This window comes from Brevundimonas sp., assembly GCF_965279155.1.
In the GTDB taxonomy this organism is placed as follows: Bacteria; Pseudomonadota; Alphaproteobacteria; order Caulobacterales; family Caulobacteraceae; genus Brevundimonas.
Window position 1 is genome coordinate 2,445,232 of the sequence record NZ_OZ257138.1, and the last position, 25,529, is coordinate 2,470,760.

General features: G+C 67.5%; 26 protein-coding genes, 1 tRNA gene and 1 other RNA gene. 16 read left to right on the forward strand and 12 right to left on the reverse strand.

Annotated elements, in window-relative coordinates; all coding sequences use genetic code 11:
• Window positions 1–195 precede the first annotated feature (195 nt).
• Together ACQY72_RS11695 and ACQY72_RS11700 are read left to right on the forward strand one after the other, a co-directional pair.
• Window positions 196–1,638, forward strand: a complete 1,443-nt coding sequence (locus ACQY72_RS11695) for a methyl-accepting chemotaxis protein (RefSeq protein WP_428153734.1) — start codon at window positions 196–198, stop codon at window positions 1,636–1,638.
• Window positions 1,638–2,090: a chemotaxis protein CheW gene (locus ACQY72_RS11700; RefSeq protein WP_428153736.1), complete on the forward strand. Its 453-nt coding sequence runs from the start codon at window positions 1,638–1,640 to the stop codon at window positions 2,088–2,090. Before ACQY72_RS11695 ends, ACQY72_RS11700 begins: the two co-directional genes overlap by 1 nt.
• Here the strand turns inward: ACQY72_RS11700 and ACQY72_RS11705 are convergent.
• Window positions 2,087–2,959: an ATP-grasp domain-containing protein gene (locus ACQY72_RS11705; RefSeq protein WP_428153738.1), complete on the reverse strand. Its 873-nt coding sequence runs from the start codon at window positions 2,957–2,959 to the stop codon at window positions 2,087–2,089. The two genes, ACQY72_RS11700 and ACQY72_RS11705, sit on opposite strands and share 4 nt — an antisense overlap.
• 92 nt (window positions 2,960–3,051) lie before the next feature.
• On the opposite strand from ACQY72_RS11705, the gene ACQY72_RS11710 reads away from it, so the two are divergent.
• Window positions 3,052–4,068, forward strand: a complete 1,017-nt coding sequence (locus ACQY72_RS11710) for an adenosine kinase (protein ID WP_428153739.1) — start codon at window positions 3,052–3,054, stop codon at window positions 4,066–4,068.
• A gap of 159 nt (window positions 4,069–4,227) precedes the next feature.
• On the opposite strand, the gene ACQY72_RS11715 is transcribed toward ACQY72_RS11710, so the two are convergent.
• Window positions 4,228–5,349 (reverse strand): aromatic ring-hydroxylating oxygenase subunit alpha, encoded by a 1,122-nt coding sequence (locus tag ACQY72_RS11715; RefSeq protein WP_428153741.1) that lies wholly within the window; start codon window positions 5,347–5,349, stop codon window positions 4,228–4,230.
• Window positions 5,350–5,463: 114 nt separating this feature from the next.
• Here ACQY72_RS11715 and ACQY72_RS11720 point away from each other — a divergent pair, with 114 nt between their 5' ends.
• Together ACQY72_RS11720 and ACQY72_RS11725 are read left to right on the forward strand one after the other, a co-directional pair.
• The gene (locus ACQY72_RS11720; RefSeq protein WP_428153742.1) at window positions 5,464–6,414 is read left to right on the forward strand and encodes an alpha/beta fold hydrolase; all 951 of its coding nucleotides are present in this window, start codon (window positions 5,464–5,466) and stop codon (window positions 6,412–6,414) included.
• A gap of 106 nt (window positions 6,415–6,520) precedes the next feature.
• Window positions 6,521–8,617, forward strand: coding sequence for a PBP1A family penicillin-binding protein (locus ACQY72_RS11725; protein WP_428153743.1), 2,097 nt, complete (start codon window positions 6,521–6,523; stop codon window positions 8,615–8,617).
• A gap of 164 nt (window positions 8,618–8,781) precedes the next feature.
• Here the strand turns inward: ACQY72_RS11725 and ACQY72_RS11730 are convergent, their stop codons facing one another.
• From ACQY72_RS11730 to ACQY72_RS11740, 3 genes are all read right to left on the reverse strand, one after another.
• Window positions 8,782–9,501, reverse strand: coding sequence for a M48 family metallopeptidase (locus ACQY72_RS11730; RefSeq protein WP_428153744.1), 720 nt, complete (start codon window positions 9,499–9,501; stop codon window positions 8,782–8,784).
• Window positions 9,467–10,747 carry a polyhydroxyalkanoate depolymerase gene (locus ACQY72_RS11735; RefSeq protein ID WP_428153745.1) on the reverse strand — a complete coding sequence of 427 codons (1,281 nt, stop codon included), beginning with the start codon at window positions 10,745–10,747 and terminating at the stop codon, window positions 9,467–9,469. Before ACQY72_RS11735 ends, ACQY72_RS11730 begins: the two co-directional genes overlap by 35 nt.
• A 101-nt stretch (window positions 10,748–10,848) precedes the next feature.
• Window positions 10,849–11,472, reverse strand: a complete 624-nt coding sequence (locus tag ACQY72_RS11740) for an SCO family protein (protein WP_428153746.1) — start codon at window positions 11,470–11,472, stop codon at window positions 10,849–10,851.
• A 44-nt stretch (window positions 11,473–11,516) separates the two neighbouring features.
• Here ACQY72_RS11740 and ACQY72_RS11745 point away from each other — a divergent pair, with 44 nt between their 5' ends.
• Window positions 11,517–12,971, forward strand: a complete 1,455-nt coding sequence (locus tag ACQY72_RS11745) for an ActS/PrrB/RegB family redox-sensitive histidine kinase (RefSeq protein ID WP_428153748.1) — start codon at window positions 11,517–11,519, stop codon at window positions 12,969–12,971.
• An 87-nt stretch (window positions 12,972–13,058) separates the two neighbouring features.
• The gene (locus ACQY72_RS11750; protein WP_135194551.1) at window positions 13,059–13,613 is read left to right on the forward strand and encodes an ActR/PrrA/RegA family redox response regulator transcription factor; all 555 of its coding nucleotides are present in this window, start codon (window positions 13,059–13,061) and stop codon (window positions 13,611–13,613) included.
• A gap of 10 nt (window positions 13,614–13,623) precedes the next feature.
• Here ACQY72_RS11750 and ACQY72_RS11755 read toward each other — a convergent pair whose 3' ends face one another.
• The 3 genes from ACQY72_RS11755 to ffs all read right to left on the reverse strand — a co-directional run bounded on the left by ACQY72_RS11755 (window position 13,624) and on the right by ffs (window position 16,171).
• On the reverse strand, window positions 13,624–15,468 hold the full coding sequence (locus ACQY72_RS11755) for a DNA polymerase III subunit gamma/tau (protein WP_428153750.1): 1,845 nt from the start codon (window positions 15,466–15,468) through the stop codon (window positions 13,624–13,626).
• A gap of 97 nt (window positions 15,469–15,565) precedes the next feature.
• The gene (locus tag ACQY72_RS11760) at window positions 15,566–15,868 is read right to left on the reverse strand and encodes a biopolymer transporter ExbD (RefSeq protein WP_428153751.1); all 303 of its coding nucleotides are present in this window, start codon (window positions 15,866–15,868) and stop codon (window positions 15,566–15,568) included.
• A 209-nt stretch (window positions 15,869–16,077) separates the two neighbouring features.
• Window positions 16,078–16,171, reverse strand: an RNA gene (gene ffs / locus ACQY72_RS11765) — signal recognition particle sRNA small type.
• Between the two features lie 48 nt (window positions 16,172–16,219).
• Between ffs and nudC the strand changes: the two genes are divergently transcribed.
• A complete protein-coding gene (gene nudC / locus ACQY72_RS11770; protein ID WP_428153752.1) occupies window positions 16,220–17,140 on the forward strand; it encodes an NAD(+) diphosphatase in 921 nt (306 codons plus the stop codon).
• Window positions 17,141–17,565: 425 nt separating this feature from the next.
• Here nudC and ACQY72_RS11775 read toward each other — a convergent pair whose 3' ends face one another.
• Entirely contained in the window at window positions 17,566–18,288 is a 723-nt protein-coding gene (locus ACQY72_RS11775) for a 3-deoxy-manno-octulosonate cytidylyltransferase (protein ID WP_428153753.1), read from the reverse strand.
• Between the two features lie 142 nt (window positions 18,289–18,430).
• On the opposite strand from ACQY72_RS11775, the gene ACQY72_RS11780 reads away from it, so the two are divergent.
• The 3 genes from ACQY72_RS11780 (at window position 18,431) to recR (ending at window position 20,205) form a co-directional block, all read left to right on the forward strand.
• Window positions 18,431–19,153, forward strand: a complete 723-nt coding sequence (locus ACQY72_RS11780; protein ID WP_428153755.1) for a c-type cytochrome — start codon at window positions 18,431–18,433, stop codon at window positions 19,151–19,153.
• A 120-nt stretch (window positions 19,154–19,273) separates the two neighbouring features.
• A complete protein-coding gene (locus tag ACQY72_RS11785; protein WP_428153757.1) occupies window positions 19,274–19,603 on the forward strand; it encodes a YbaB/EbfC family nucleoid-associated protein in 330 nt (109 codons plus the stop codon).
• Window positions 19,603–20,205 carry a recombination mediator RecR gene (recR, locus tag ACQY72_RS11790; protein WP_159846808.1) on the forward strand — a complete coding sequence of 201 codons (603 nt, stop codon included), beginning with the start codon at window positions 19,603–19,605 and terminating at the stop codon, window positions 20,203–20,205. The genes ACQY72_RS11785 and recR overlap by 1 nt, the downstream gene beginning before the upstream one ends.
• A 6-nt stretch (window positions 20,206–20,211) precedes the next feature.
• Here the strand turns inward: recR and ACQY72_RS11795 are convergent, their stop codons facing one another.
• The gene (locus ACQY72_RS11795; protein WP_428153759.1) at window positions 20,212–20,568 is read right to left on the reverse strand and encodes a hypothetical protein; all 357 of its coding nucleotides are present in this window, start codon (window positions 20,566–20,568) and stop codon (window positions 20,212–20,214) included.
• A gap of 113 nt (window positions 20,569–20,681) precedes the next feature.
• Between ACQY72_RS11795 and ACQY72_RS11800 the strand changes: the two genes are divergently transcribed.
• The 5 genes from ACQY72_RS11800 to ACQY72_RS11820 all read left to right on the forward strand — a co-directional run bounded on the left by ACQY72_RS11800 (window position 20,682) and on the right by ACQY72_RS11820 (window position 24,305).
• Window positions 20,682–21,899 carry a DNA recombination protein RmuC gene (locus tag ACQY72_RS11800; protein WP_428153760.1) on the forward strand — a complete coding sequence of 406 codons (1,218 nt, stop codon included), beginning with the start codon at window positions 20,682–20,684 and terminating at the stop codon, window positions 21,897–21,899.
• 85 nt (window positions 21,900–21,984) lie between these two features.
• Window positions 21,985–22,443: a hypothetical protein gene (locus ACQY72_RS11805; protein ID WP_428153762.1), complete on the forward strand. Its 459-nt coding sequence runs from the start codon at window positions 21,985–21,987 to the stop codon at window positions 22,441–22,443.
• Window positions 22,444–22,446: 3 nt separating this feature from the next.
• Window positions 22,447–22,653, forward strand: coding sequence for a helix-turn-helix transcriptional regulator (locus tag ACQY72_RS11810; protein ID WP_039244055.1), 207 nt, complete (start codon window positions 22,447–22,449; stop codon window positions 22,651–22,653).
• Window positions 22,650–23,300: a hypothetical protein gene (locus tag ACQY72_RS11815; RefSeq protein ID WP_428153763.1), complete on the forward strand. Its 651-nt coding sequence runs from the start codon at window positions 22,650–22,652 to the stop codon at window positions 23,298–23,300. The genes ACQY72_RS11810 and ACQY72_RS11815 overlap by 4 nt, the downstream gene beginning before the upstream one ends.
• A 42-nt stretch (window positions 23,301–23,342) precedes the next feature.
• Window positions 23,343–24,305 (forward strand): TraB/GumN family protein, encoded by a 963-nt coding sequence (locus ACQY72_RS11820; RefSeq protein ID WP_428153765.1) that lies wholly within the window; start codon window positions 23,343–23,345, stop codon window positions 24,303–24,305.
• A 47-nt stretch (window positions 24,306–24,352) separates the two neighbouring features.
• Here the strand turns inward: ACQY72_RS11820 and ACQY72_RS11825 are convergent.
• Together ACQY72_RS11825 and ACQY72_RS11830 are read right to left on the reverse strand one after the other, a co-directional pair.
• Window positions 24,353–24,426 (reverse strand) — tRNA-Gly (locus ACQY72_RS11825).
• Between the two features lie 39 nt (window positions 24,427–24,465).
• Complete coding sequence (locus ACQY72_RS11830) at window positions 24,466–25,461, reverse strand: bile acid:sodium symporter family protein (RefSeq protein WP_428153766.1); 996 nt, start codon at window positions 25,459–25,461, stop codon at window positions 24,466–24,468.
• Window positions 25,462–25,529: the final 68 nt, after the last annotated feature.

Below are 25,529 nucleotides of genomic sequence, written 5' to 3' on the forward strand. Positions count from 1 at the left end.
GCTCATGAATTTAAATCCAAAACGTAAAACGCGAACTGAATACTCGTTAAGGTTGAGCCTTAGCGTGCTAACCAAGATTACAGTCCTTTTAAACTGGTTCTGTGGGATCAAGCTCATAGATTCAACTGAGAGGTTATGCAGATGCGAGTTTTCGGTAAGCCGAAAGACGACAGTAAGCTTATTGAACTGCAAAGCATGCTGGCGGCTGTTGACCGCTCACAGGCGGTGATCCAGTTCGATCTGGACGGCACGATCCGGGACGCGAACCACAACTTCCTGTCGGTCGTCGGTTACGATCTCGGCGAGATCGTCGGCCGGCACCACCGCATGTTCGTGGATCCCGCAGAAGCCCAGACGCCGGCCTACGCCGAGTTCTGGCGTCGGCTCAACGCGGGCGAGTTCGTCGCCGACAAGTTCGTCCGCTACGGCAAGGGCGGAAAGCGCGCGGTGATCGAGGCCAGCTACAATCCGATCCTCGACAAGGAGGGCCGCCCCTACAAGGTCGTGAAGTTCGCCATGGACGTGACGGCCGTCGAAGACGAACGTGAGCGGCGCGCCGAGGCGGACCGGCAGGCGGCTCAGGTCCAGGCCGCCGTCGTCGAAGGCACGGCGCGCGGTCTGTCGGCCATGGCTGAAGGCGACCTGTCCTATCGGATCGAGGAAGACTTCCCCGGCGACTACGCCGTCCTGCGCGAGAACTTCAACCAGGCGATGGGCGCGCTGGACGAGGCCGTCGGCGTGATCGGGCTCAACGCCGGATCGATGCAGTCCGGCGCCAACGAGATCAGCAGCGCCGCCGAAGACTTGTCGCGCCGCACCGAACAACAGGCCGCCAGCCTGGAAGAGACCGCAGCCGCCCTCGACGAGATCACGGCAACCGTCCGCAAGACGGCCGAGAACGCCCAGGCCGCGGACGGCGTGGTCACCCAAAGTCGGACCCAGGCCGAGACCGGCGGCGTGGTCGTCCAGAAGGCCGTCGCCGCCATGGGCGAGATCGAACGCTCGTCCAATGAAATCGGCCAGATCATCGGCGTCATCGACGAGATCGCCTTCCAGACCAACCTTCTGGCCCTGAACGCCGGGGTCGAGGCCGCCCGCGCCGGCGAGGCCGGTCGCGGGTTCGCTGTCGTCGCGTCGGAAGTCCGGGCTCTGGCCCAGCGTTCGGCGGAATCGGCCAAGGAGATCAAGACGCTGATCTCGGCCAGCAGCAGTCAGGTCAAGGACGGCGTGGTTCTGGTGCGGCAGTCTGGCGAGGCCCTGACCGGCATCGCCGGCCGGATCGAGGAAATCACCACCCTGATGAGCGAAATCCGCGCCTCGACCCAGGAACAGGCGGTCGGCCTGGCCGAGGTCAACACCGCCGTGAACCAGATGGATCAGGTCACCCAGCAGAACGCCGCGATGGTGGAGCAGTCGACGGCCGCCAGCCTGAGCCTGAGCCGCGAAGCCGCCGAACTGGCCGAACTGGTCGGACGTTTCGAGACCAGCCAGGTCGCTGCCCAAGCGCCGACGCCGATCCGAAAAGCCCAGGCCAGGATTGAAAGCTTCGCCCGCGCCCAGGCCGCGCCCGCTCGGGCGCGCATGGCCGTCGGCGGCGGTCGCGCCGCCGCGGTTCAGTCCGATTGGGAGGAGTTCTGATGACCGCCCGTGCTCCCGGACAACGCGAACTGGTCGGCTTCCGCGTCGGCGAACAGGCCTTCTGCATCGACATCACCTCGGTGCTGGAGATCCGCGGCTGGACGGCGACGACGCCGCTGCCCGGCGCGCCGGCCTATATGAAGGGCGTGGTGAATCTGCGCGGAACGGTGTTGCCGATCATCGACCTGGCTTCGCGGCTGGGCCTGCCTTCGACCGAGCCGTCCGCCCGTCACGCCATCGTTGTCGTGCGCTGTGGCGAACGCACCGTCGGACTGCTGGTCGAGGGCGTGTCGGACATCATGCAACTGGACGACGCGGCGCGTCAGGATCCGCCGAACATGGGCGAGGCTCAGGGCCCTGGTGTCGTGTCAGGCGTGTTCGCGGTCGACAGCAACCTGATCAGCCTGCTTGATCTGGACAATCTGCTGCCCCCGCTGCGCGAGGCGGCCTAGGCTTCCAGCCGCACCCTCACGGCCTCGGCGAAGCCGGCGCCGTTCGCCGGGTCGTGGTCCAGGTAGAAGTCCGGCTCGATCAGTTCGGCCTCCATCAACACCCAGGCCCCGGCGTCGTCGCGGGCCAGGTCGATGCGGGCGTACAGCAGCGGCTCGTCGATGGCGGCCAGCACCTGCTGCGCCAGGGCCATCGCCTCGGCGTCCGGCGTGACAGTCGTATAAAGGCCGCCGAACTGCATCTGGATGCGGAAGTCGCCGGGCACAGGGCGCTTGTTGACCGCATGGCTGAACCGGCCGCCGAAGAACAGCAGCGATGTCTCGCCTTCGGTCTCGATGGATTTCAGATAGGGCTGGATCATCGCCGCCCCCTCCGGCGCCTCCGCCAAGGCCTGGCCGGGCGCCAGACGCAGGGTGCGAAACGCCCCGGCCGACACGGTCGGCTTGACGATCAGCAGTGGCGCGCCGGTCTCGGCGAAGGCGGCGTCCACCTGATCCTGGGTCACGCCGTCGGTCCAACGTGTGGGCGGAATGGGCACGCCCTTGTCCGCCAGCCGCGCCAGATAGGCTTTGTCCGAGTTCCAGCGCAGCACCTGCGCCGGATTGGCCACCGGCAGGCCCGCTTCTGTCCAGGTCTTGCAGGCCTTCAGCCAGCGCCCATGATCGCGGTGATAGCCCCAAGCGATGACCGGCAGGATCAGATCATAGGCCGCCAGACCCGAGGCGTCCTCGACATGATCGGTCCACGGCGTCGGCGAAACCGTCGCCCCCGTGCTTTCCAGCGTCGCCTTCAGTCGCTCCAGCACCTCGGGCCAGCGGCCGATGTAGGAACGGTCGGACGGATCGGGGATCAGGACGGCGATCTGGATCATGGGATCTTCATATCGAAGCGGGGGCGGGCATATAAGGGCTTCCTTATATGATTTCGGGTGACGCGGGGTCGTTCAACCGCTAAGGCGCGACCATGACCCAGAACACCGCCCAATATGACGTCTGCGCCGTCGGCAACGCCATCGTCGATGTCCTCAGCCCCTGCGACGCCGCCTTCCTGACGGCCCAGGACCTGGCCCCCAACTCGATGCAGCTGGTCGACGCCGAGCGCAGCGCCGCCCTGTATGACGCCATGGCGCCGGGCGTCGAGGCCTCGGGCGGTTCCGCCGGCAACACCGTGGCGGGCGTCGGCTCGTTCGGCGGCCGCGCGGCCTATATCGGCAAGGTGGCGGACGACACCCTGGGCGAGGTGTTCAGCCACGACATCCGCGCCGCCGGCGTCCACTTCACCACCCCGGTCCTGACGGGCGGGGCGGACAAGGGCTTCGGCACAGGCCGCTGCCTGATCAACGTCCTGTCGGACGGCGCGCGCACCATGGCCACCTTCCTGGGCGCCGCGAACCAGCTGTACGCCGACGACATCGACGAGGCCCTGATCGCCTCCAGCCAGATCGTCTATCTGGAAGGCTATCTGTTCGACCCGGCGCCCGCCCGCGCCGCCTTCGAACGCGCCGCCGCCGCCGCGCACACGGCGGGCCGCAAGGTCGCCATCACCCTGTCCGACACCTTCGTCGTCGCCCGCTGGCGCGCCGAACTGCTGGACTTCATCACCCAGTCCGCAGACATCGTCCTGGCCAACGAGGCCGAGCTGGGCGCCCTGTTCGAAACCGAAGACTTCGACGCCGCCGCCGCGAAGTTGGCCGCCATCGTCGAGATCGCCGCCGTTACGCGCGGCGAACACGGCTCGGTGGTGATCAAGGGCGACGAGCGCGTCGTGGTCGCCGCCTATCCGGTCGCCAAAGTGATCGACACCACCGGCGCCGGCGACCAGTACGCCGCCGGCTTCCTGCTGGGCCTGGCGCGCGGCCTGACGCTGGAAGAGGCGGGCAAGCTTGGTTCGCTGGCGGCGTCGGAAGTCATCGCCCACTGGGGACCTCGCCCAATGGTGAAACTGGCCGATCTGGCCGGTGAAGTCGGGTTGAAGCTTTAAGCCCTTCTCCCCTTGGGGGAGAAGGTGGGGCCGAAGGCCTCGGATGAGGGGAATCTATCCGCCTCGCTGCGGTGAGGGCTAAGGCTGCGGAACCAGCCCCCTCATCCGACCTCGCTGCGCTCGGCCACCTTCTCCCCCGAGGGGAGAAGGAAACGGCTTTCAGCTCTTCCACCTCAGCGTCACCGGCTGGATCGGGTTCACGAACGGCCGATCCTCGGCGCGGCTCTTGGCCCATTCGCGCTTCAGCTGCTGATACCATTTCGCCTGTCTGTCGGCGTCGTCGATCCAGATCAGGGCGGGGTCGTACCGCAGGCCTTCATTCTGCAGATTCACCATGCCGCCGTCCTGTTTCAGGAAGGCGACCACCCCCATCCGCAGGAAGGGTTTGGCCAGGTCGAACACCCAGTGGTCGGACCAGAAGATCTGGGTGATGCGCGTCTTGGTGTCGGTGATCGGCGTCAGGCAGGTCAGGGCCAGCACCTGCTTCTCGCCGACCTGAATATGCTCCCAGCGGAAGCCGGGCAGGCGGAAGGTGATCTCGGTCGCCGGCGCCCCGCCCAGGATCTTGTAGAGTCGGCTGTTCGACGACGGCGCGTGGCGCACCATGGCCCAGCCGAACTCGGTCGGCGCGAACGCCTTTGCCTTTTCGTGCATCGAATGTTCGGATCGCCACCACCATTGCTGGTGAACGTAGGGCCCGTGGGCGGGGTCCATCAGGCCGACGACGGCGTGGTCGATGTGGCTGTCGAAATCCATCGCCTCGACCAGCTTGGCCTCGCCGCCCACGACGCCGGGAAAGACCGGCGGCTCGTGGTCCGGCTCCATCGGATTGCGGGCGTCGGACGCCATCCAGACGAAGACGATCCCCTGGCTCTCGCGCACCGGATAGGACCGCACGCGGATGCGGTCGGCCTCGAACGCCTGATCCTCGACCAGCGAAGGGATGGCGGCGCAGACCCCGTCGGTGCGGAAACGCCAGCCGTGATATGGGCATTCGACCGTCTCGCCCTCGCCAGGCTTCTCCACCAGCTTTCCCGCCGACAGGGGGGCGGCGCGGTGGGGACAGATGTCGCGCATCGCATAGACCTGGCCCGCGCGGGTGCGGCCGACCAGCACCGGCTCGCCCATGATCTCGTAGCGCTTCAGACTGGCGGGCGCGACGTCGCGGCCAAGGGCGACGAAATACCAGGCGTCGGTGACGAACCCCTTGCCGAACGGACTGACGCCCGCCTTGGACGGGGCGGCTTCGACTTGGGTAGGCTGAACGGGAGCGGCGGTCATCCGCGCTGTTTAACAGCGTGGGCGTCGCAGCCATAGACCCTTCCCCTGCCTGTCGCGGCGGGGTTATGTCTTGTTCGAAGAATGCCGCTCAGGTCGTCCAAGGGAAGTTTCGCCATGTTCCGCATCCTCGCCATCGCCGCCGCCATGTTGGGCGCGCCGGCTATCGTCTCCGCCCAGGACGGCCACGGCACGTATCCCGAACACGGCCATAGCCATGCGGCCTTCGCCTCCGACCGGATCCATGTCCGCGTCGATGGCGACACCGACGGGCGCGACATCATCCTGATCCCCGGCCTCAGTTCCTCGCCCGAGGTCTGGCAGGGGACGGTGGACCATCTGACGGCGCAGGACGGCGTGGGCTGGCGCGTTCACCGCATCCACGTCCAGGGCTTTGCCGGCGCGCCGGCCGAGGGCAACGCCCAAGGCGCGACGCCGACACCCGTCGCTGCTCCGGTCGCCGAGGAGATCGCCCGCTACATCCGCGAGAACGGATTGATCAAGCCGGCCGTGGTCGGCCATTCGATGGGAGGGACCATCGGCCTGATGCTGGCCGCGCGCCATCCCGACAGCGTGGGCAAATTGATGGTCGTGGACATGATCCCCTTCATGGGCGCGATGTTCGCAGCGCCGGGCGCGACGGCCGAGAGCGTGACCCCCGTCGCCGACCAAATCTGGACCGCCCAATCCACCAGCCCGCGCGAGGCCTATGTCGCCCAGGCCACGACCAGCATCAGCGGCATGATCAATACCGAAAGCCGCCGCGCAGAGGCGCTGGAGGACATGCGGACCAGCGACCAGAAGGTCTCCGCCGCCGCCTTCCGTGAACTGGTCGCCACCGACCTGCGTCCCGAACTGTCGAAGATCACCGCCCCGACCGAGGTGCTGTACGTCAAGTTCAACGATGCGCGCATGACGCCCCAGGTCACCGACGCCATCTATCAGGCCTCATTCGCCAATCTGAAAGGCGTCGAACTGAAGCGCATCGACGACAGCGCCCATTTCATCATGTTCGACCAGCCGCAGTCATTCTACGCCGACCTGGACGCCTTTCTTTCGGCGAAATAGCCGCTCACGATCCCGTGAAGTCGGCGGGACCGTTTCGGCGGGCGTTCATACGCGATACACAGCCGATGAACGAAAACCCGCCCAGCGCGGCATCTGAAGGATAGTCATGGCGGGTCCAGGTAACGTGGGCGGACAACAGGCGCAGGGCAAGCCTCGCCGGTCGGCCTGGCAACGGCTGTTTTACTGGAGCGCGGTGCTGGCGGTCTGGGGGCTGATCTTCCTGGTCGTCTTCTTCGCCGTCTTCGCGCGCGGCCTGCCGGACACCTCCAGCCTGTACCAGGTCGATCGCCAGCCCTCGATCACCTATCTGGACCGCAACGGCGCCCTGATCGCCACGCGCGGGACGCAGATGGCGCCGCCCGCCGATCTCGACAGCCTGCCCGACTATGTGCCGGCGGCCTTCATCGCCATCGAGGACCGTCGCTTCTACAACCACCCCGGCTTCGACCCCATCGGCATGGCCCGCGCCATGGTGACGAACATGCGCGCCGGCCGCGTGGTTCAGGGCGGTTCGACCCTGACACAGCAGCTGGCCAAGAACCTGTTCCTGACGCCCGACCAGAACATGCGCCGCAAGGTGCAGGAGCTGATGCTGGCCGTCTGGCTGGAGATGAAATTCTCCAAGAAGGAGATACTGGCCCTGTATCTGAACCGGGTCTATTTCGGCGCCGGCGCCTACGGGATCGAGGCGGCGTCGCAACGCTATTTCGACAAGTCGGCCAAGAACCTGACTGTGGGCGAGGCCGCGCTTCTGGCGGGCCTGCTGAAGGCGCCGTCGCGCTATTCCCCGGTGTCCGAGAGCGAGCGCGCCGCCGCCCGCGCCACCGTCGTCCTGAACGAGATGGAAGAGGCCGGCGTCATCACCGCCGCCCAGCGCGAACAGGCCGTGACCCAGCCGGTCATCGTCTCGCGCACACTGGCGACCCAACACGCCCAGTATTTCATCGACTGGCTGGACAAGTCGATCCGCAGCCTGGTCGGCGAACCGACCGAGGACATGGTGGTCGAGACGACGCTTGACCTGACGCTGCAGACCTCGGCCGAGCGGTCGGTGCGCCGCATCCTGGACCGCGACGAAGGCAAGGGCGTGCAGCAGGCGGCCCTGGTCGCGCTGGACGGCGACGGGCGGGTGCGCGCCATGATCGGCGGCGCCTCCTATGCCGACAGCCAGTTCAACCGCGCCGTCGATGCGAAACGCCAGGCGGGTTCGGCCTTCAAACCCTTCGTCTATCTGGCGGCGGTCGAGGCCGGCTATACGCCCCAGACCCCGGTGGTCGATCAGCCGATCACCATCGGCAACTGGTCACCCCGCAACTATTCCGGGACATTCAGCGGCAACATGACCCTGGCCCAGGCCGTGGCCCAGTCCACCAATACGGTCGCCGCCTATGTCGCCGATCAGGTCGGTCGCGACAGCGTGGCCCGCGCCGCGCGTCGCCTGGGCATCGAAAGCCGCATCGGGCTGGAGCCGGCCATGGCCCTGGGCGCCGTCGAGGTCTCGCCGCTGGAGATGGCCACCGCCTATGACGCCTTCGCCAACGGCGGCCGCCGCGTGGACGCCTATGGGATCAGCCGCATCCGCACGCCCCAGGGCCGCGTCATCTATCAGCGCCAGTCGGGGCAGAGCGGCCAGGCGATCAACAATCCGTCGCTGTATTACATGAACCAGATGCTGCGGGGCGTGGTCTCCAGCGGCTCGGGCCGTTCGGCGGCGATCTCGGGACGCGATTTGGCGGGCAAGACCGGCACGACCTCGGACTACAAGGACGCCTGGTTCGTCGGCTACACCGGCGGCTTCGTCACCGCCGTCTGGGTCGGCAAGGACGACAACACCGCCATGCGCGGCGTGACCGGCGGCTCGTCGCCCGCCGCCATCTGGAAGGGCTTCATGGAGGCGGCCCTGCCGCGCCTGAACGCGCCGCGCATCCCCGACGGTCCGGCCATGCCCGAGGGCTGGGTCGCGCCCGATCCGGTCGGCGACCTGATGAGCGGCCTGGATCAGAACGGCCTGCCGGTCGAACCCGTCGATCCGTTGCTGGGCGAGCCCTATGTCGAAGACCCGGAGGCGCAGGTTCAGCAGCCGTCGCCGAAACAGCCGATGATGCGTCCGAATGCGCCTCAGCCGGCGCCGCGTGATACGCCGAATCAACAACCGGAAGGCCGCCAGCCGCCTGAACGCAGGGGCGACGCCCTGTTCTTCTGATGATCCCGTCTCCTCCCCATTTCATGGGGAGGTGGCGCGGCGCTCTTGCGCCGTGACGGAGGGGGTCTTCACCGCATCACAGGCGTCTGTGGGACTTCAAGAGCCCCTCCACCACGCTACGCGCGGTCCCCCTCCCCATTTTATGGGGAGGAAACTGTCGTCGCCTAGCGCCCCACGGCGTGCAGCGCGCCGCCGTAGTCCTTCAGCCATTTGCGCCACGGCTTGTGATCCCCGACCAGACGCTCGACCACGGACCAGTAGGCCGGGCTGTGATCGGCGTGGACCAGGTGGGCGACCTCGTGGGCGGCAAGGTAGTCGATGACCGGGGGCGGGGCCATGATGACGCGCCAGGAATAGCGGATGGTGCGGTTGTGCGGGCTGCACGAGCCCCAGCGCGACCGGGTGTCGGCGATCGACATCTTCACCGGCTTTTGGCCCAGAGCGCGCAGGTGGTGGTCGGTGCGTTCCAGCAGGGTGTCGCGCGCCTCGCGCTTCAGCAGGTTCTCGACACGCCGCGCATAAGCCTCGCCCTCGCCGCCCGAACGGATGACAGCGCCATCCTCGACCAGGCGTGCGGCCCCGGCGCCGGGCACGGCCTCCAGCCGAACGGGGCGACCGCGCAGGGAGATGACCTGACCCGGCTCCAGCGGCCGGCCCTTGGGCTGCACCGCCAGCCGTTGGCTGATCCAGACGGCCTTGGTTCGGGCGAAGGCGACGGCCTGGGTCAGGCCGCGCTCGGTCGGAGCGATGACCACGGCCTCGCCGGCGCGCGCATCGATCCGCACCGACAGGCGCCGCGCACGCGGATTGACGGACAGTCTCAGGACGGGACCAGGCCCGCCCCCTTCGTCAAGCGGCAGCCGCTGATCGTTGCGGTACGCCACCGATGGCCTCGTTCTGGGCGATGAAATCGCGGACGCGGGGATAGATCTCGTCACGGAAGCGACGGCCGTTGAACACGCCGTAGTGGCCCACGCCCGGCTGGACATAGAGCACGCGGCGGTCCTCGGGGATGTTGGGGCACAGGCCGTGCGCGGCTTGCGTCTGGCCGACGCCCGAGATGTCGTCCTTCTCGCCCTCGACGGTCATCAGGCCGATGTCGGTGATCTTGGTCAGATCGACCTTGCGCCCGCGATGCTCCAACAGGCCCCGCGCCAACAGATGCTGCTGGAATACGATGTCGATGGTCTGGAGATAGAACTCCTCGGTCAGGTCCAGCACCGACAGATATTCGTCATAAAACTCTTCGTGCTTGTCGACCCCGTCGCCGTCCCCGTCGATCAGGCTGTTGAAATAGTCCCAGTGCGCGTCGCGGTGGCGCGCCCCGTTCATCGACATGAAGCTGTAGAGCTGGACGAAGCCCGGATAGACCCGCCGTCCGAACCCCGAATAGGGCAGGGGCACGGTGTGGATCATGTTCGACTTGAACCAGGTGAAGGGCTTTTCCTCCGCCAGCTGGTTGGTCACGGTCGGCGACAGACGCGCATCGATGGGCGAGCCCATGAAGGTCATGGACAGGGGGCGGTTCTCGTCGCCGTCCTCGGCCATCACCGCGCCGGCCGCCAGGACCGGCGGGCCGGGCTGGCACACGCCGACGACATGGGCGCGGCCGCCGATCTCGGCCAGCATCATGCGGACGTGGTCGATATAGTCGAAGAAGTCGAACCGACCCTCCAGCACCGGCACCTGGCGGGCGTTGATCCAGTCGGTGACATAGACGTCGTGGTCCTGAAGGAAGCCCTCGACCGTGCCGCGCAGCAGGGTGGCGTAGTGACCCGACAGAGGGGCCACGATCAGGACGGCGGGCGCGGCGACGGGTTTGCCCGCGCGTTTCAGGTCGCCGATGTTTCGCGCGAACCGGACCAGGCGACACCACGGGCTCTGCCAGATCACCTGTTCGGTGGTGCGGACGGTCTTGCCGCCGATCTCCAGGGTCTCCAGCTTCCAGTCCGGCTTGCCGTATCGCCGGGTGACGCTCTCGAACAGCTCGGCCGAGGCGTAGGCCGTGCGCCCGATCGCGGTGTCCGACGCCGGATTGAAGGGCGAGGTCCAGAAGTTCCGCGCCATCTGGGCGCCGACCCGGAACGGCAGGGCCGATTGGTAGGCGAGTTCATGAAATGCGTAGAGCATGACGATCCGTTACGGCCCATCGCCGTTTGTGCAGGGCAACATATAATGCATCACCCTGCAAAAGGATTATGAGGCAGCGGAATAGCCCTTATCCCGCTCTTTCAGCCCCGCGCGATCGCATCCTCGATGATCTTGGTCGTCTTGTCCGGCCCCATCCCATAGGCGACGGCGGTGCGGAACTTGCCGTCCGGCCCCATCAGATAGACGGTCAGGGAGTGGTTCATCGTATAGGCCTCGCCCTCGCCGACCTTCTCGTAGAAGGCGCGGTAAGCCTTGGCCGCCGTCGCCACCTGTTCCGGCGTGCCCGTCAGGCCGATGGTCCCCTTGGGAAACCCGTCCGACGACAGATAGTCCTTCAGCGCCTGGGGCGTGTCGCGCTGGGGATCTATGCTGACGAAGACGATCTGCAGATCCTTGGCCTTTTCGCCCAGCCGCTGCTGCACGACGGCCATTTCCGCCAGGGTGGTGGGGCAGAACTCGGGACAGTAGGTGAAGCCGAAGAAGACCAGGCTCCATTTGCCGTTCAGCATCGTCTGATCGACCGGTTGTCCGTCCTGATTGACCAGTTGGAAGTCGCCGCCGACCAGCGGCTGGCCGGTCGATGTGACCTCGGCGCCGTTCGACGCCGGCGTGCGTCCGCTCACCACCACGACGGTGATGATGGCCAGGGCCACGGCGATGGCGATACAGGCGCCCGCGAACAGCAGGATGGAACGACGCGGCATGACGGCCTCTCACGAAACGGATCTGATCGGTCTATAGAAGCGGTGTGACCTCGACAGAAGCCCGCAATGCGCCGCACGGCGCATCATATTCCGAACCGTTGAACGGCTGGAGCGACGCGCCGCGTCGCGGGCGGGGCTTTTCGCTGCGAACCCTGATCGTGCTGCGCTGGCTGACCATCGTGGGGCAAAGCGCAGCGATCCTGACGGCGTATCAGGGTCTGCACTTTCCCCTGCCGCTCTGGCCCTGCCTGATCGTCATCGCCATCAGCGCTGCGGTGAACGTCGGGGCCATGGCGCGAGTGCGGCGGCTGGAGGCCAGTCTGCCGGATGGGCGTCAGACCGCGATCCACCTGGGCTTCGACATCTTCCAGCTGGGCGTGTTGCTGGCGCTGACTGGAGGGCTGGAAAACCCCTTCTGCCTCTTGCTGGTCGCGCCCGTGACCATCGCGGCGGCCGCCCTTCCGGCACGTCAGGCCCTGATGCTGGGCGTGCTGGCCCTGATCGCGGTCGGGGTGCTGTTCTTCTGGTCCGAGCCCCTGCCGTGGCGCCCGTACGAGGATTTCCACCTGCCGACCCTGTATCGGCTTGGCATGGCCATGGCCCTGGTGACCGGGGTGGTCTTTACCGCCGGATACGCCTGGCGGGTGGCGGCCGATGCGGAGAAGCTGGAACTGGCCCTGGCCACGACCCAGGACGTGCTGCAACGCGAGCAACGGCTGGCGGCCCTGGGCGGTCTGGCGGCGGCGGCGGCGCACGAGCTGGGCACGCCGCTGGCGACCATTCAGGTCGTGGCCAAGGAGCTGCAACGCGCCTCGGCCCCCGACAGCGATGCGGCAGAGGATGCCGCCCTGATCCTGCAGCAGGCCGAACGGTGCCGGGGCATCCTGACCCAGCTGTCGCAACAGCCCGAGGGCGACGACGCCCTCTATGCCGATGTGTCGCTGAAGGCCCTGCTGGAAGAGGTGGTCGAACCCCACCGCGGCTTCGACCTTGCGTTCGAGGTGCTGGTCAAGACGCCGCCGGGCCAGCCCGCGCCGCGCGTGCGCCGCCTGCCCGAGGTGGTCCACGGCCTGTCCACCCTGGTGGAGAACGCCGCCGACTTCGCTGCGACCACCGTGCGCGTCCAGGCCGTGGTTGACGCCGGCTGGATCGAGATCGACATCCTCGACGACGGTCCTGGCTTCGCCAGCGATATCCTGCCCAGACTGGGCGAGCCCTATGTGACCAGCCGGCCCCAGGGCAAGGCGCGTCAGGCCCTGGCCGCCCAGATCGCCGCCGCCGCCCGCCCGTCCAAGCGCCGCGCGACCGCAGAGGCGCCCATCGCCCCCAGCCAGGGCGGCATGGGCCTGGGCTTCTTCATCGCCCGCACCCTGCTGGAACGCACTGGCGGATCGGTCAGCGTGGGGCAGGGGCTGGCGCAGTCCGACGCCAAGGGTTCGCCGCGCGGCGCCCGCGTGGCGGTGCGTTGGGCGCGCCCGGCGCTGGAGGTCGCGGCGTGAGCCAAATGGGTCTAACCGTCGCAGGCGAAACCTTGGCCTTGACCCACACGCTACCCGTCACGACTTGAAGCGGCAGGAGAGAACCGAATGTCCGAACTAGAAGCCCGCATCGCCGCCCTGCCCGACAAGTCCCTGCTGCTGCTGGACGACGATCAGGCCCTGCGCACCCGCATGGGTCGCGCGCTGGAGGCGCGCGGCTTTCAGGTGACCACCGCCGAGTCCGTCGCCGAGGCGACCCAGCTTCTGCGCGATAAGGCGCCGGCCTTCGCCGTGCTGGACATGCGGCTGGAGGACGGCAACGGCCTGAAGGTCGTCGAGGCCGTGCGTGAAAAGCGCGAGGACGCCCGCATCGTCATGCTGACCGGCTACGGCGCCATCGCCACGGCGGTCGCGGCGGTCAAGGCCGGCGCCGTCGACTATCTGTCCAAGCCCGCCGACGCCGACGACGTGGTCAAGGCCTTGCTGGCCACAGGCGATTCGCCCGAGCCGCCCGAAAACCCCATGAGCGCCGACCGGGTCCGCTGGGAACATATTCAGCGCGTCTACGAGCTGTGCGACCACAATGTCTCGGAAACCGCCCGCCGCCTGGGCATGCACCGCCGCACCCTGCAACGCATCCTCGCCAAGCGCGCGCCGCGGTAGGGGGCGCGCCTCAGTCCTCGTCGTCGTCCACGTCGGGGATTTCCGGGGTGACCACGGTCGGGGCGATGGTCTTGATCTCGCCCAGCTTGGCGCCGGGGAAGGCCAGCATCACCGCCTTGATGAAGGGGTTGGCCTCGACCTCGGCGCGTTCGGTGGCGCGGGCCTTTTTCTGAAGTTCGATGACCGTCTCGGCGCCGCCCTGGCCGTTGGCGGCGATCAGCCAGGTGCGGCCGGTCCATTCGCGCAGGCGGGCGGACAGTTTGCGCGCCAGTTCGATGGGCGCGCCCTGAACGCTTTCATAGACGATAGCGCCGGGCTTGAACGAGACCGGCTTCACATACCGTTCCACGTCCATCTGAAGCCCGACCTCGCGCTTCTCGCCGATCAGGGCGACGACCTGTTCGAAGGTCTGCGGGTCGGGCAGGGCCGGGGCCATCACCGGCCGCGCCGCCAGTTGCGCCGACGTTCCGCCGCCGCCTCCACCACCACCGCCGCGCGGGGCCGATCCGCCGCCCAGCGGTTCGCCCGACTGGAGCCGCTTCAACGCCTCCTCCGGCCCCGGCAGGTCGGCGGCATAGGCCAGGCGCACGATGGCCATCTCGACCGCATCGGCCGGATTGGGCGCGCGCCGCACCTCGTCCAGCGCCTTCAACAGCATCTGCCAGGTGCGCGATAGGGTCGCCGCCGGAATGGCCGCGCCCAGGGCCGCCAGCTTCTGCGCCTGGTCGTTCGGCAACCGCGTCGCGTTCGGACCCAGCATCTTGGCGACCGACGCCGCGTGGCAATGCTCCAGCAGGTCGTTGGTCACCTGCACCGGATCGGCGCCGAAGCCGTACAGGGTGCGAAAACTCTCCAACGCCTCGGGCGTGCGGCCGGCCATGACGCTTTCGAACAGGGCGATGGTCTGGGTCCGGTCCGCCAGACCCAGCATGTCGCGCACGGTCTCGGTCTTGACCATTTGACCGCTCTCGGCCTGAACCAGAGCCTGATCCAGCAGCGACAGGCCGTCGCGCACCGACCCTTCCGCCGCGCGCGAAATCAGCGCCAGGGCGTCGGTCTCGATCTTCATGCCCTCGCGGTCGGCGATCCGGCCCAGGTGCTCGACCAAAATCTCCGGCTCGACCCGGCGCAGGTCGAACCTCTGGCAACGGCTCAGGATCGTCACCGGCACCTTGCGGATTTCGGTGGTGGCGAAGATGAATTTGGCGTGGGGCGGCGGCTCCTCCAGCGTCTTCAACAGGGCGTTGAACGCCTGCGTCGACAGCATATGGACCTCGTCCAGCACATAGACCTTGTAGCGCGCCTCGACGGGCGCATAGCGGACGCTCTCCAGAATGTCGCGGATGTCGTTGACGCCGGTGTGCGACGCCGCGTCCATCTCCATCACGTCCATGTGCTGGCCGGCCATGATGGCGGCGTCATGCCGACCGTGGGCGGTCAGGGTCAGGGACGGCCGGTCGATGACGTCGGTCTCGTTGTTCAGGGCGCGGGCCAAGAGGCGGGCGGTGGTCGTTTTGCCGACGCCCCGCACCCCGGTCAGCATGAAGGCGTGGGCGATCCGGCCGGTGGCGAAGGCGTTGGTCAGGGTGCGAACCATCGCCTCCTGTCCGATCAGATCCTCGAATGTGCGCGGCCGGTATTTGCGCGCCAGCACCTGATAGGCCGCCCCGTCGTCCACATGGGCCTCGACATCGGCATGGGCGGGCTTGGAGACGGCAGGCGCAGCAACGGGCGCCGCGACCGGCTCAAGCGCCGCAGCGGGCGCGCCGAACATGTCGTCGGTGTTCTCGTCGCGCTGGACGACCTCGTCCTCTTCCCAAGGCGGGCCGTCGAGATTCGTGTCGCTGTCCGTCATGGGGTGAAGTCTTACAGCGGGTAAGGTCTGCGGCGAAGCGGGCGTTCACCGAAAAGGCTGGATTATCCAGGATCGAAAACGCGACGCTGAAGCGCGGTCACGCCGGCAGGTTCATCAATCGCACGTGCTTGTAACCGCGCGCCTGCAAGTCTTTAACGATTTCAACCACGTCCATGTAACGATTGGACGCCTTTGGCTCCACGTAGATCGGATTTTTGAGGTCGAGGCCAAATTCATAAAGACGGCGACCGATCTCCTCCGAAGATGTTCGTGACGCCTGTTGTCCGTTCCATGTCGAAATCTCGACTGTGCCGTCAGGGTTGAGATCGATCTGCGCGCCATTTGTCTGAAGGGCGGTCTCGTAACATCCCATCGTTCGGTACAGCCTGAACTCGGTCACCTGCGGGCGCGATTCCGCAGGCGCCGATCCGCAGGCGCACAAGCCCAACAATCCGAGAAGCCACGAAGGTTTCATAAGGCGACGTTCGCAGAAGTTGTGGTTTCTCACAACCGCGTTGTCTAAGTCACGGCTAACGAAGGACGCTAGGGCGCACAAACGCGCTCAAGCAGCGAGCGACCGCGTCGCGAGCGTACCGCACCAACAAAGAGAGAAGTAGAGACCGCGACCCGAAGGGGAATTCGTTGTGGCTGCTGCCTTCCGGCCCTGACCAGATTGGCGAAACCTTCGCCCGCGATCTCCGAGCGGAGATATGACGGGTGCGGCGGTCGGAATCAAGGGCTACAAACCCGCATGGCCTATCAGAACACCTTCGCCGGCAATCCGCTCGATCGGGCCGGCGACCTGCGCAACGATCCCGAATGGCTGGCCGAGCAGGCAGGCAAGCCCTACGCCCAGGCCATGGTCCTGTGGGAAGGGCGGCCCCTGATCGCAGAGACGGCCGAGGGGCCGCGCCTGACCTGGCTGGCGATGAGCCATGCGCGCACCCTGGTGCGGGACCGCGAGGCGTTCCTGGGCCTGTGGAACGACGAACCCATCTTCGCCATCGAGTTCGAGGGCTCCATTGATCCGACCGACGGGCCGCTGGCCGGCGTCGGCGCCTTTCATGAGTTGCGGGCGGCGGTGGCGGTCCTGCCTGCGGCGGATGCGGCCATGGCGGGCGGGGCCAAGAGCCTGTTCGACTGGCGGCGCAGGCACGGTTTCTGCGCCAACTGCGGCACGCTGACCGAAACCGCGTCGGGGGGCTGGAAGCGCCGCTGCCCCGCCTGCGGGACCGAGCATTTCCCGCGCGTCGATCCGGTCACCATCATGCTGCCGGTCTACAAGGGCGGACCGGAGCCGATCTGCCTGCTGGGTCGCCAGGCGGCCTGGCCCGAGGGGCGGATGTCGGCCTTGGCCGGTTTCCTGGAGCCCGGCGAGTCGATCGAGGAGGCCTGCGCCAGAGAGGTCAAGGAAGAGGCCGGCCTGACCGTGATCGCCACCGCCTATCACTCCAGCCAGCCTTGGCCCTTTCCGTCGCAACTGATGATCGGCCTGATCGCCGAGGTCTCGGACGATCAGGCCCGACCCGACCAGACCGAGCTGGAATCGGTCGCCTGGCTGACCCGGGCTGAGGCGCGCGCGGTGCTGGCCGGCGAACACGCGGCCATCCAGGCCCCGCCCCCCTTCGCCATCGCCCACAGTTTGATCAGGGCGTGGGTCGAGGAGGCTTAGACAAAGCCTCTCCCTCCCCCCTGCGGGGGAGGGTGGTCGCGCAGCGACCGGGTGGGGGCGGCCCAGCAGGGCCGCACTTGTTTGACGCAGGACAGATCGGTGAAGCGTCGCCTTGCCGCCCCCACCCGACCTCGCTCCGCTCGGCCACCCTCCCCCGCAGGGGGAGGGAGAAATCCGTCTCCATCCTATCTAAGACAACGAACCTGCCGCATTTCAACAGCTTGTGGTTTAGCATCGACCGTCTGCCATACACGGGTCTGACCCGGCCTATAATCGCCGCCGGGTCTTTGACATCGTCGCGCAACGAAGCCGCTAGCGAAAGTTGCACCAGTGCAATTTGGCGCAACTAAATTCTACAATAAAAACAGCTATCTCCGTCGTAATTGCACTCCATTGCACCATTTTCTAGGAGTGCAACTTCGCACTCACGCCAACCGCCGCGCCGCCTCCAGGTCCGCCGGATTGTCCACCGACAGGGGCGCTTCGTCGATGACGGCGGCCCAGATCTGCATCCCCATCTCCAGGGCGCGCAACTGCTCCAGCTTCTCGCGCTTTTCCAGCGGCGATTGCGGCGCGGCGCAGAAGCGGTTCAGGGCCTCGCGGCGATAGCCATAGACGCCGATGTGCCGCCAGATGGAGGCATCGCCATACAGGGTCGAGCGGGTGAAATAGAGGGCGCGGCCCTGACGCTCATTTTCTCCAAGGGCCAACACCGCCTTGACCACATCGGGGTTGGTCCGGTCCGACGTCTCGGCCTCGGCCGCGACCAGGGTGGCGATGTCGCACGCCGGTTCGCCATGCAGGATGGCGGCGCAGGCGACGGCTAAGCCCGGGCTGGCGAACGGCATGTCGCCCTGGACGTTGATGACCGCGTCGAAATCGCCCTCCGGGTCTATGGCGTCCACGGCGGCGCGGATCCGGTCCGAACCCGAAGGCAGGGCCGGGTCGGTCAATATGGCGCGGCCGCCCGCCGCCTCGACCGCCTCGACGATCTCGGGATCGCCGGCGGCGACCACGACCGGCAGGCCCGAGGCCTCGGCCTGGCGATAGGCGCGCACGATCATCGGCGTGTCGCCGATCAGGGCCAGCGGCTTGTTCGGCAGGCGGGTCGCCGCCATGCGAGCGGGTATCATTATCAACGGATTCATCGACTTCCCTGACGCCTGTCTTGCCCGCCGCGTGCCGGGCTGGTTGCGAAGGCGGCGCTACCGTGCCAGAGACGCCAAAGCAAGATTATGTCCGGGGCGTGTTTTCGAGGGGCCCGGCCGTCAGAGGGATTCGACCAGGCGCATGAGCGGCGATCTTAAGTGGAACAAGATTTTCGGTGCGGCTCTGGGGACGGCCTTCGTCATCCTGGTCGTCCAGCAGGCTTCGGGCCTCGTCTATCATTCCGAACCGCCGGAAAAGATGGGCTATTTCGTCGATGCGCCTGAAGAGGCCGCCGGCGGTGAAGCGCCCGAACTGGCGCCCGACTGGGGCACGGTCCTGCCGACGGCCGATCTCGCCGCCGGCGAGGCTGCCTTCGCGCGCTGCCAAGCCTGCCACGATGCGCACCAGGGCGGCGCCGACAAGATCGGTCCCAACCTGTGGGGCGTGGTCGGCGGTCCGGTCGAGCACCGTCCGGGCTTCGCCTATTCCGACGCCATGACCAAGCACAAGGCCGAGGCGCCGACCTGGGGCTTTGACCAGCTGAACAGCTTCATCACCTCGCCGGCCAAATATGTGCCGGGCACCAAGATGTCCTTCGCCGGCATCCGCGACACCCAGACGCGCATCAACCTGATCGCCTGGCTGCGCACGCAGGGCTCGGGCGGCTTCGCCATCCCGGCGCCGGATCCGACCCGTCAGCCCGGCGCGGCGGCGCCTGCCGCCGGCGCTGAGGCCCCGGTGACTGAAGGCGCTGCGGCGACCGAAGCGACCGGCACGACCCCGGCCGAGGGCGCGCCCGCCGCAGCCCAGGCCACGCCGGCCGCTCCGCCTGCCGCGACCAGCACGGCGCCGGCCAACCACTGATCGCGACGGCGACGCCAGGACGACAAAAGGGCGGCCCCGACGGGCCGCCCTTCTTCGTTTGCGGTGGGCGTGGCGCAAAACCCCCTGTCGCACCGGCCGTCTTGCCCCTATCTAGGGAGCATGAAAGACCTGACACAACTGATGCAGCAGGCCCAGGCGATGCAGCAAAAGCTGCAGGACGCCCAGGCCAAGATGGCCGAAACGTCCGCCGAGGGCTCCTCGGGCGGCGGGCTTGTCTCGGTGTCCCTCAAGGGGCCGGGCGAGATCACCGCGATCAGAATTGACGACAGCCTGCTGGCGCCCGGAGAGGGCGAGATTCTGGCCGACCTGATCGTCGCCGCCCACGCCGACGCCAAGCGTAAGCTGGATGAACAGAACAACGCCCTGATGCGCGAAGCCGCCGGGCCGATGGCCGGGATGAACATTCCCGGAATGCCGAAACTGTTCTGATGGCCGCCTCCGCCGGGCCGGAGATCGAACGGCTGATCTCCCTTCTCGCCAAGCTTCCGGGCCTGGGTCCGCGCTCCGCCCGGCGTGCGGCCCTGGCCTTGCTGAAGCGGCGCGAGCAACTGCTTGTGCCGCTGGCGGCGTCTCTGGCCGAGACGGCGGAAAAGGTCGTGTCCTGTTCGGTGTGCGGCACGCCCGACACGCGCGACCCCTGCGCCATCTGTTCGGACGGCGCGCGCGACAACGGCCTGATCTGCGTGGTCGAGGAGGCCGGCGCCCTATGGGCGATGGAGCGATCCGGCGCTTTCCGCGGTAAATACCATGTGCTGGGCGGGCTGCTGTCCGCTCTGGACGGCGTCGGCCCAGAGCATCTGCGCATCACCGAACTGGTCGGGCGTGTGCGCGGCGGCGGCGTGCGCGAGGTCGTCCTGGCCCTGCCGGCCACCGTCGACGGCCAGACCACCGCCCACTACGTTGCCGAGCGGATCGGCGGGCCGGAGGTAGAGGTCACCTCCCTGGCGCGCGGCGTGCCGGTCGGAGGCGACCTGGACTGGTTGGACGACGGCACTATCGTCCAGGCCCTGAAGGCCCGCCGCCCCGCCTGAAGCCGATCAGTTCGACGGCGTCGTCGGCGCGTTGACGTTCGGCGCTTCACCGGTCGGAACAGGCTCAGCCCGGCCCGTCGCGTCTGTGGGCGCATCAGCCGCAGGCGGCGTCTGGCTGTCGCCTGCAAAGTCGCGAGTGTCCGCTGCGGTCGGCCCCGTTTCGTCATTTTGGGCGTTGAAGCCGCCGTTCGAAACCATCCAGATCCCCAGCAGCAGGACCGCCGCCGCCAGCGTCGAGACCACCAGCAGCACCAGGATGCGTGGACCTTTACGTCCGCTGCGCACCAGTTCGGCGTCTACAGGACGGCCCTCATGGACGGCGTCGGCGGCCTTGTCGTGGCGTTCGGGCTCTTGCGGGATCATCGGCGTCTCTCCTCCGTGGATATCGTCAGCCAAACCAACGTCATCGGAACCGCCGCGTTCCTGACCATGCCCTGGCGCTTCTCAAGCAAGGCGACTCCCGCTAGGAACGGAGCATGAACATGCTCGTGCCCATCCTCGCCGTTCTCGCCGCCGCCTTCGCGGGCGGCTTCCTGTGGGCCTTCATGGGCTGGCAGAGGACGCAGGGCGCGCTGGCGGCCGCCGAGGCGCGCATCGACCTGGTCGAGGAAAGCCGCGTCACCATGGGCGAACTGCTCAAGGCCCAGGCGGCGCAGTCGGCCCAGGTGGTGGCGGACCAGATGGTCAGCCGCGCGACCGAGACCTTCCGCGCCCAGGACCAGCTGGCGCGAGAGCGGATGGCGGCCCAGCTCAAGCCCGTCGCCGACACCCTGACCAAGTTCCAGGAACATGTCGCCGCGCTGGAAAAGACCCGCTCCGAAGAGACCGGCGGCCTGCGCGAACAACTGACCCAGCTGATGGCGGCGTCCTCGGCGACGCGGGACGAAGCCCGCAAGCTGACCGAGGCCCTGCGCGGCAACACCGGCCGGCGCGGGCGTTGGGGCGAGCAGACCTGCCGAAACGTGCTGGAGGCCGCCGGCATGGCCGGCCGGTTCGATTTCACCGAACAGACCTCCAGCGCCGACGACGAGGGTCGCCAGAACCGACCCGACTTCATCGTCCGCCTGCCCGGCGGCGGCATGTTCGTGATCGACGCAAAGGTGCCCCTGGCCTTTGACGAGGGCGACGGCGACGAGGAGGCGCGCGCCCGTTCGGTCGGCCTGCGCACCGCCGCCAGCCTGAAGACCCACGTCCGCCAGCTGTCGTCCAAGGCCTATCAGGACCAGTTCAAGCCCAGCCCGGATTTCGTCGTCCTGTTCGTGCCGGGCGACGCCTTCCTGGTCACCGCCCTGGACCACGAGCCGGACCTGATGACCCAGGCGATGGCGTCGCGCGTCGTCATCGTCACCCCCTCGACCCTGTTCGCCCTGTGCAAGGCCGTCGCCTATGGCTGGCGGGCGGAAGAACAGGCGGCCAACGCCGACAAGGTCGCCGCCTTGGGCCGCGAGCTTTACAAGCGGCTGTCGGTCATGGGCGGCCACGCCTCGGCCGTCGGCCGCGCCCTGGATCAGGCCGTGGGCAAGTACAACCAGTTCGTCGGTTCGCTGGAGAGCCAGGTCATGGTCTCGGCCCGCCGGTTCGAGGACCTACAGGTGGACCACGAAGGCAAGGCCCTGCCGGACCTGACGCCGGTGGAGACGGCGCCGCGCGTCATCGCTCGCCCGGAGCTGATCGCCTCGTCCAAGTCGGAGTAGAGCGTCTTTTTGTGGAAAGGGCGCTTGACAGGCGCTGCGTCGTGATGTCAATGTAGCTTGTCAATTGGACAAGGGGTGTTGACTGATGCGTAAGTGGCGGCCGGTAATCAAGGCGACGGTGATCACGTTCGGCGGCGGGCTGCTGTTCGCCCTTCTGGGCGGCATTGCGGTCGGCTACGCTTCCAACTCGGGCTGGATCACCTCCGAGCTTGGTGAGCTGATCGTGACCGGCGTCTTCGCCGCCGCCATCATGGCGGGCGCCCTCTGGGTCGGCGCCGAATGGATGCGGGTGATCGACGAGGCCGCGCGCGAGGCCCACAAGGCCGCCTGGTACTGGGGCGGCACGGCCGGCATGTGCGTCAGCGGCGTAGGCCTGATCCTGTCCTCCGCAGGACCCTGGCGCGACATCATCGCCCGCCACGTCGGATCGGGCGGCTCCCCCGTCGACTATATGTCCGCCGGCGCCGCCTTGATGATCGCCCCCATGCTGATCGGCTACACCGTCGTCTGGGGCTGGTGGTGGCTGGCGCGGATGCGGGGCTGAGCCATGAACAATCGTCTCAAGGTCCTGCGCGCCGAGCGCGACTGGAGCCAGGCGCAGCTGGCCGAACACCTGGGCGTGTCGCGCCAGACCGTGAACGCGCTGGAGACCGGGCGCTACGACCCGTCCCTGCCGCTGGCCTTCAAGATCGCGCGCGTCTTCGGCCAGCCCATCGAATCCATCTTTTCCGACGACCAGGAGCCGACGAAATGAAGTCTCGCTCACTCTCTCCCGCCTCGTGGCCCCGCTGGGTCCGCGCCTTTGCCTTCGGCGCCCTGTTCGGCGTGATCGGCTACGGCGTCGGCGGCTGGCTGGCCAAGGTCGCGCCGGGCGGGTTCGGCCTGATGGACAAGGCCATACGCTGGTCGGACATGCTGGCCATGCTGGTCGGCGCCGCCCTGATCCTGGGCGCTCTCTGGGCGCTTTACGTCAGCCTGGACGCCAAACGCCTGGGCCGGATGTACAATCTGGAAGGCGCCGCCTCGCCCGAGGAAACCGCCCTGGCCCGGTTCCAGGCGGCGGTCATGGGCTTTTCTGGCATCATCCTGACCCTGCCGATCGCATTCAGCCTGACGGGCGTCAGTCCCGTACTCGGCCTCGGCGCCATCGGCCTGCTGGTGGTGCTGCACACGGTGATGAACGTGCGCGTCTATCGCCAGGCCGACGAACTGCTGCGTCGCGCCGTGATGGAGGCCGCCGCCGTCACCTTCTTCGCCGGCCAGCTGGTCCTCTTCATGTGGGCCGCCGCCGAGCGTCTGGGCGCCGCGCCGGCGATTACCGCCTGGGACATCTACGCCGTGCTGATGACGCTCTATCTGGGCGTCTCCATCTGGATCAGCGCCCGTCGCGGCTTGGCCTGACCATTTCGTTTCCACATATTTTCCAAAGACAAGAGTGACCTCATGACCCTCGCTGCTCGCCTCCGATCCTCCGTTTCCACCCTCGCGCGCGGCGCGCTCGGCGTCGCCGGCGGCCTGGCCCTGTTCGTCGCCATCGCCGGGGTTCCGGCCGACGCCCTGGCCCAGACGGCGGCCCCCGCTGACGCGGCGCCCATCCAGGGCGAAGGCCCCGCCCTGTGGGTGATCAAGGATGCGGATTCGACCCTGTATCTGTTCGGCTCGGTCCACGTCCTGCGCCCCACGACCGGCTGGGCCAGCCCCCGCGTCGAGGCCGCCTTCGACAGCGCCTCGGACATCTGGTTCGAGATCAGCAATCCCGACGACCAGGCCGCTGTCATGCCGCTGATCCAGCAGCACGGCCTGTCGCTGGACACGCCTCTCTCCAGCCGTCTGACGCCCGAGGAGAACGTCGAACTGGAGGCCGCCGCCCAGGCCATGGGCGCCTCCGTCGCCCAGCTTCAGCCGATGAAACCCTGGCTGGCGGCGCTCAGCCTGTCGGTCGCCCCCCTGGTCAAGGCCGGCTATGATCCCAAGTCCGGCGTCGAACTGGTGCTGAAGGCGCGCGCCGAGGCGGCCGGCAAGCCGATCCACGCATTCGAGACCATCGACAAGCAGATCGGCATCCTGGCCAACCTGCCCGACGACGTGCAGATGGCCTTCCTGCGCGAGACGCTGAAGGATTACGAGAACGCCGTCACCATGCTGGACACCATGGTCGAGGCCTGGGCCAAGGGCGACGTCGCCACCCTGGACCGCGTCATGGTCGAGGAGATGAAGACGGCTTCGCCGGCCCTGTATCAGGCGCTGCTGGTCGACCGGAACACCGACTGGGCTGACCAGATCCAGACGATGCTCGAAGGCTCGGGAACCGCCTTCATCGCCGTGGGCGCCGGACACCTGACCGGCGAAGACAGCGTCCAGGCCATCCTGCAAAAGCGCGGCGTGACGGTCGAAGCCGCGAGCTGAGAACGGGAAGGAGGCGCGGCGGCATTGTCGCGCCTTCGCCAACAGGCTGGAGCGGGCAGCGGGAATCGAACCCGCACGAGCAGCATGGGAAGCTGCCAGGCTACCACTACATCATGCCCGCGATGGCCTGAGGGCGGTCTATCTCAAGGGAGGCCATGTCTCAAGGTAAGATGGGGCTCAAGGCGCGTGCTTCATTCTCTCGCGCATAGCGCTGGGCGATGATGGTGCAGGCGAACAGCTGGATCTGGTGGAACAGCATGATCGGCAGGACGATCAGCGGGACCGCGTGACCGGCGAACAGGATGCCGGCCATGGGGATGCCGGTGGCCATGCTCTTCTTGGAGCCGCAGAACAGGATGACGATCCGGTCGGGGCGGTCGAACTTCAGCGCACGCCCCGCGAAAAGGGTCAGGCCCAGCACGACGGCCAGCAGCACGATGTTCAGGCCGATGACCTTGGCCAGGTCCATAGGCGCCACCTGGGACCAGACGCCGGCGACGACGCCCTCGCTAAAGGCGGCATAGACGATCAGCAGGATGGAGCCGCGATCGACCAGGCCGGTCAGCCTGGCGTGACGACCCAGCCAGTCCTTCAGCAGCGGCCGGCACAACTGGCCCACGGCGAACGGGACCAGGATCTGCAGGCCGATGTCGAGGATGGATTGCAGGTGGATGCCGCCGCCAGCCCCGCCGATCATCAGGGCGACCAGCAGCGGCGTCACGATCACGCCCAGCAGGTTCGACAGGCTGGCGCTGGTCAGGGCGCCCGCGACATTGCCGCCGGCAATGGAGGTGAAGGCGATGGACGACTGCACCGTGGACGGCAGCAGGCACAGATACAGCATCCCCGTCAGCAGATCGGGCTGAAGCGATTCCCGCATCAGCAAGACCAGACCCAGCCCCAGCAGCGGAAACAGCAGGAAGGTCGACAGGAAGACCGTGCCCTGAAGCCGCCAGTGCATCAGGCCCGCGCCGATGGCCGCTGGCGACATCCGCGCGCCATACAGGAAGAACAGCAGGGCGATGGCCGCCTTGACCACCCAATCCATGACCACGGCGGCCTGTCCGCTGGCGGGCAGCAGCGCCGCCAGGATCACCATCCCGATCAGGGACAGCAGATAGCCGTCGATGGGCAGGCGGGACAGGAAACGGGGCATGGACGGCTCAGGCTGCGACAGGCTGACGCACAGATAGGCTCAGCCGGCGCCGCATTGAACCCTTTGCT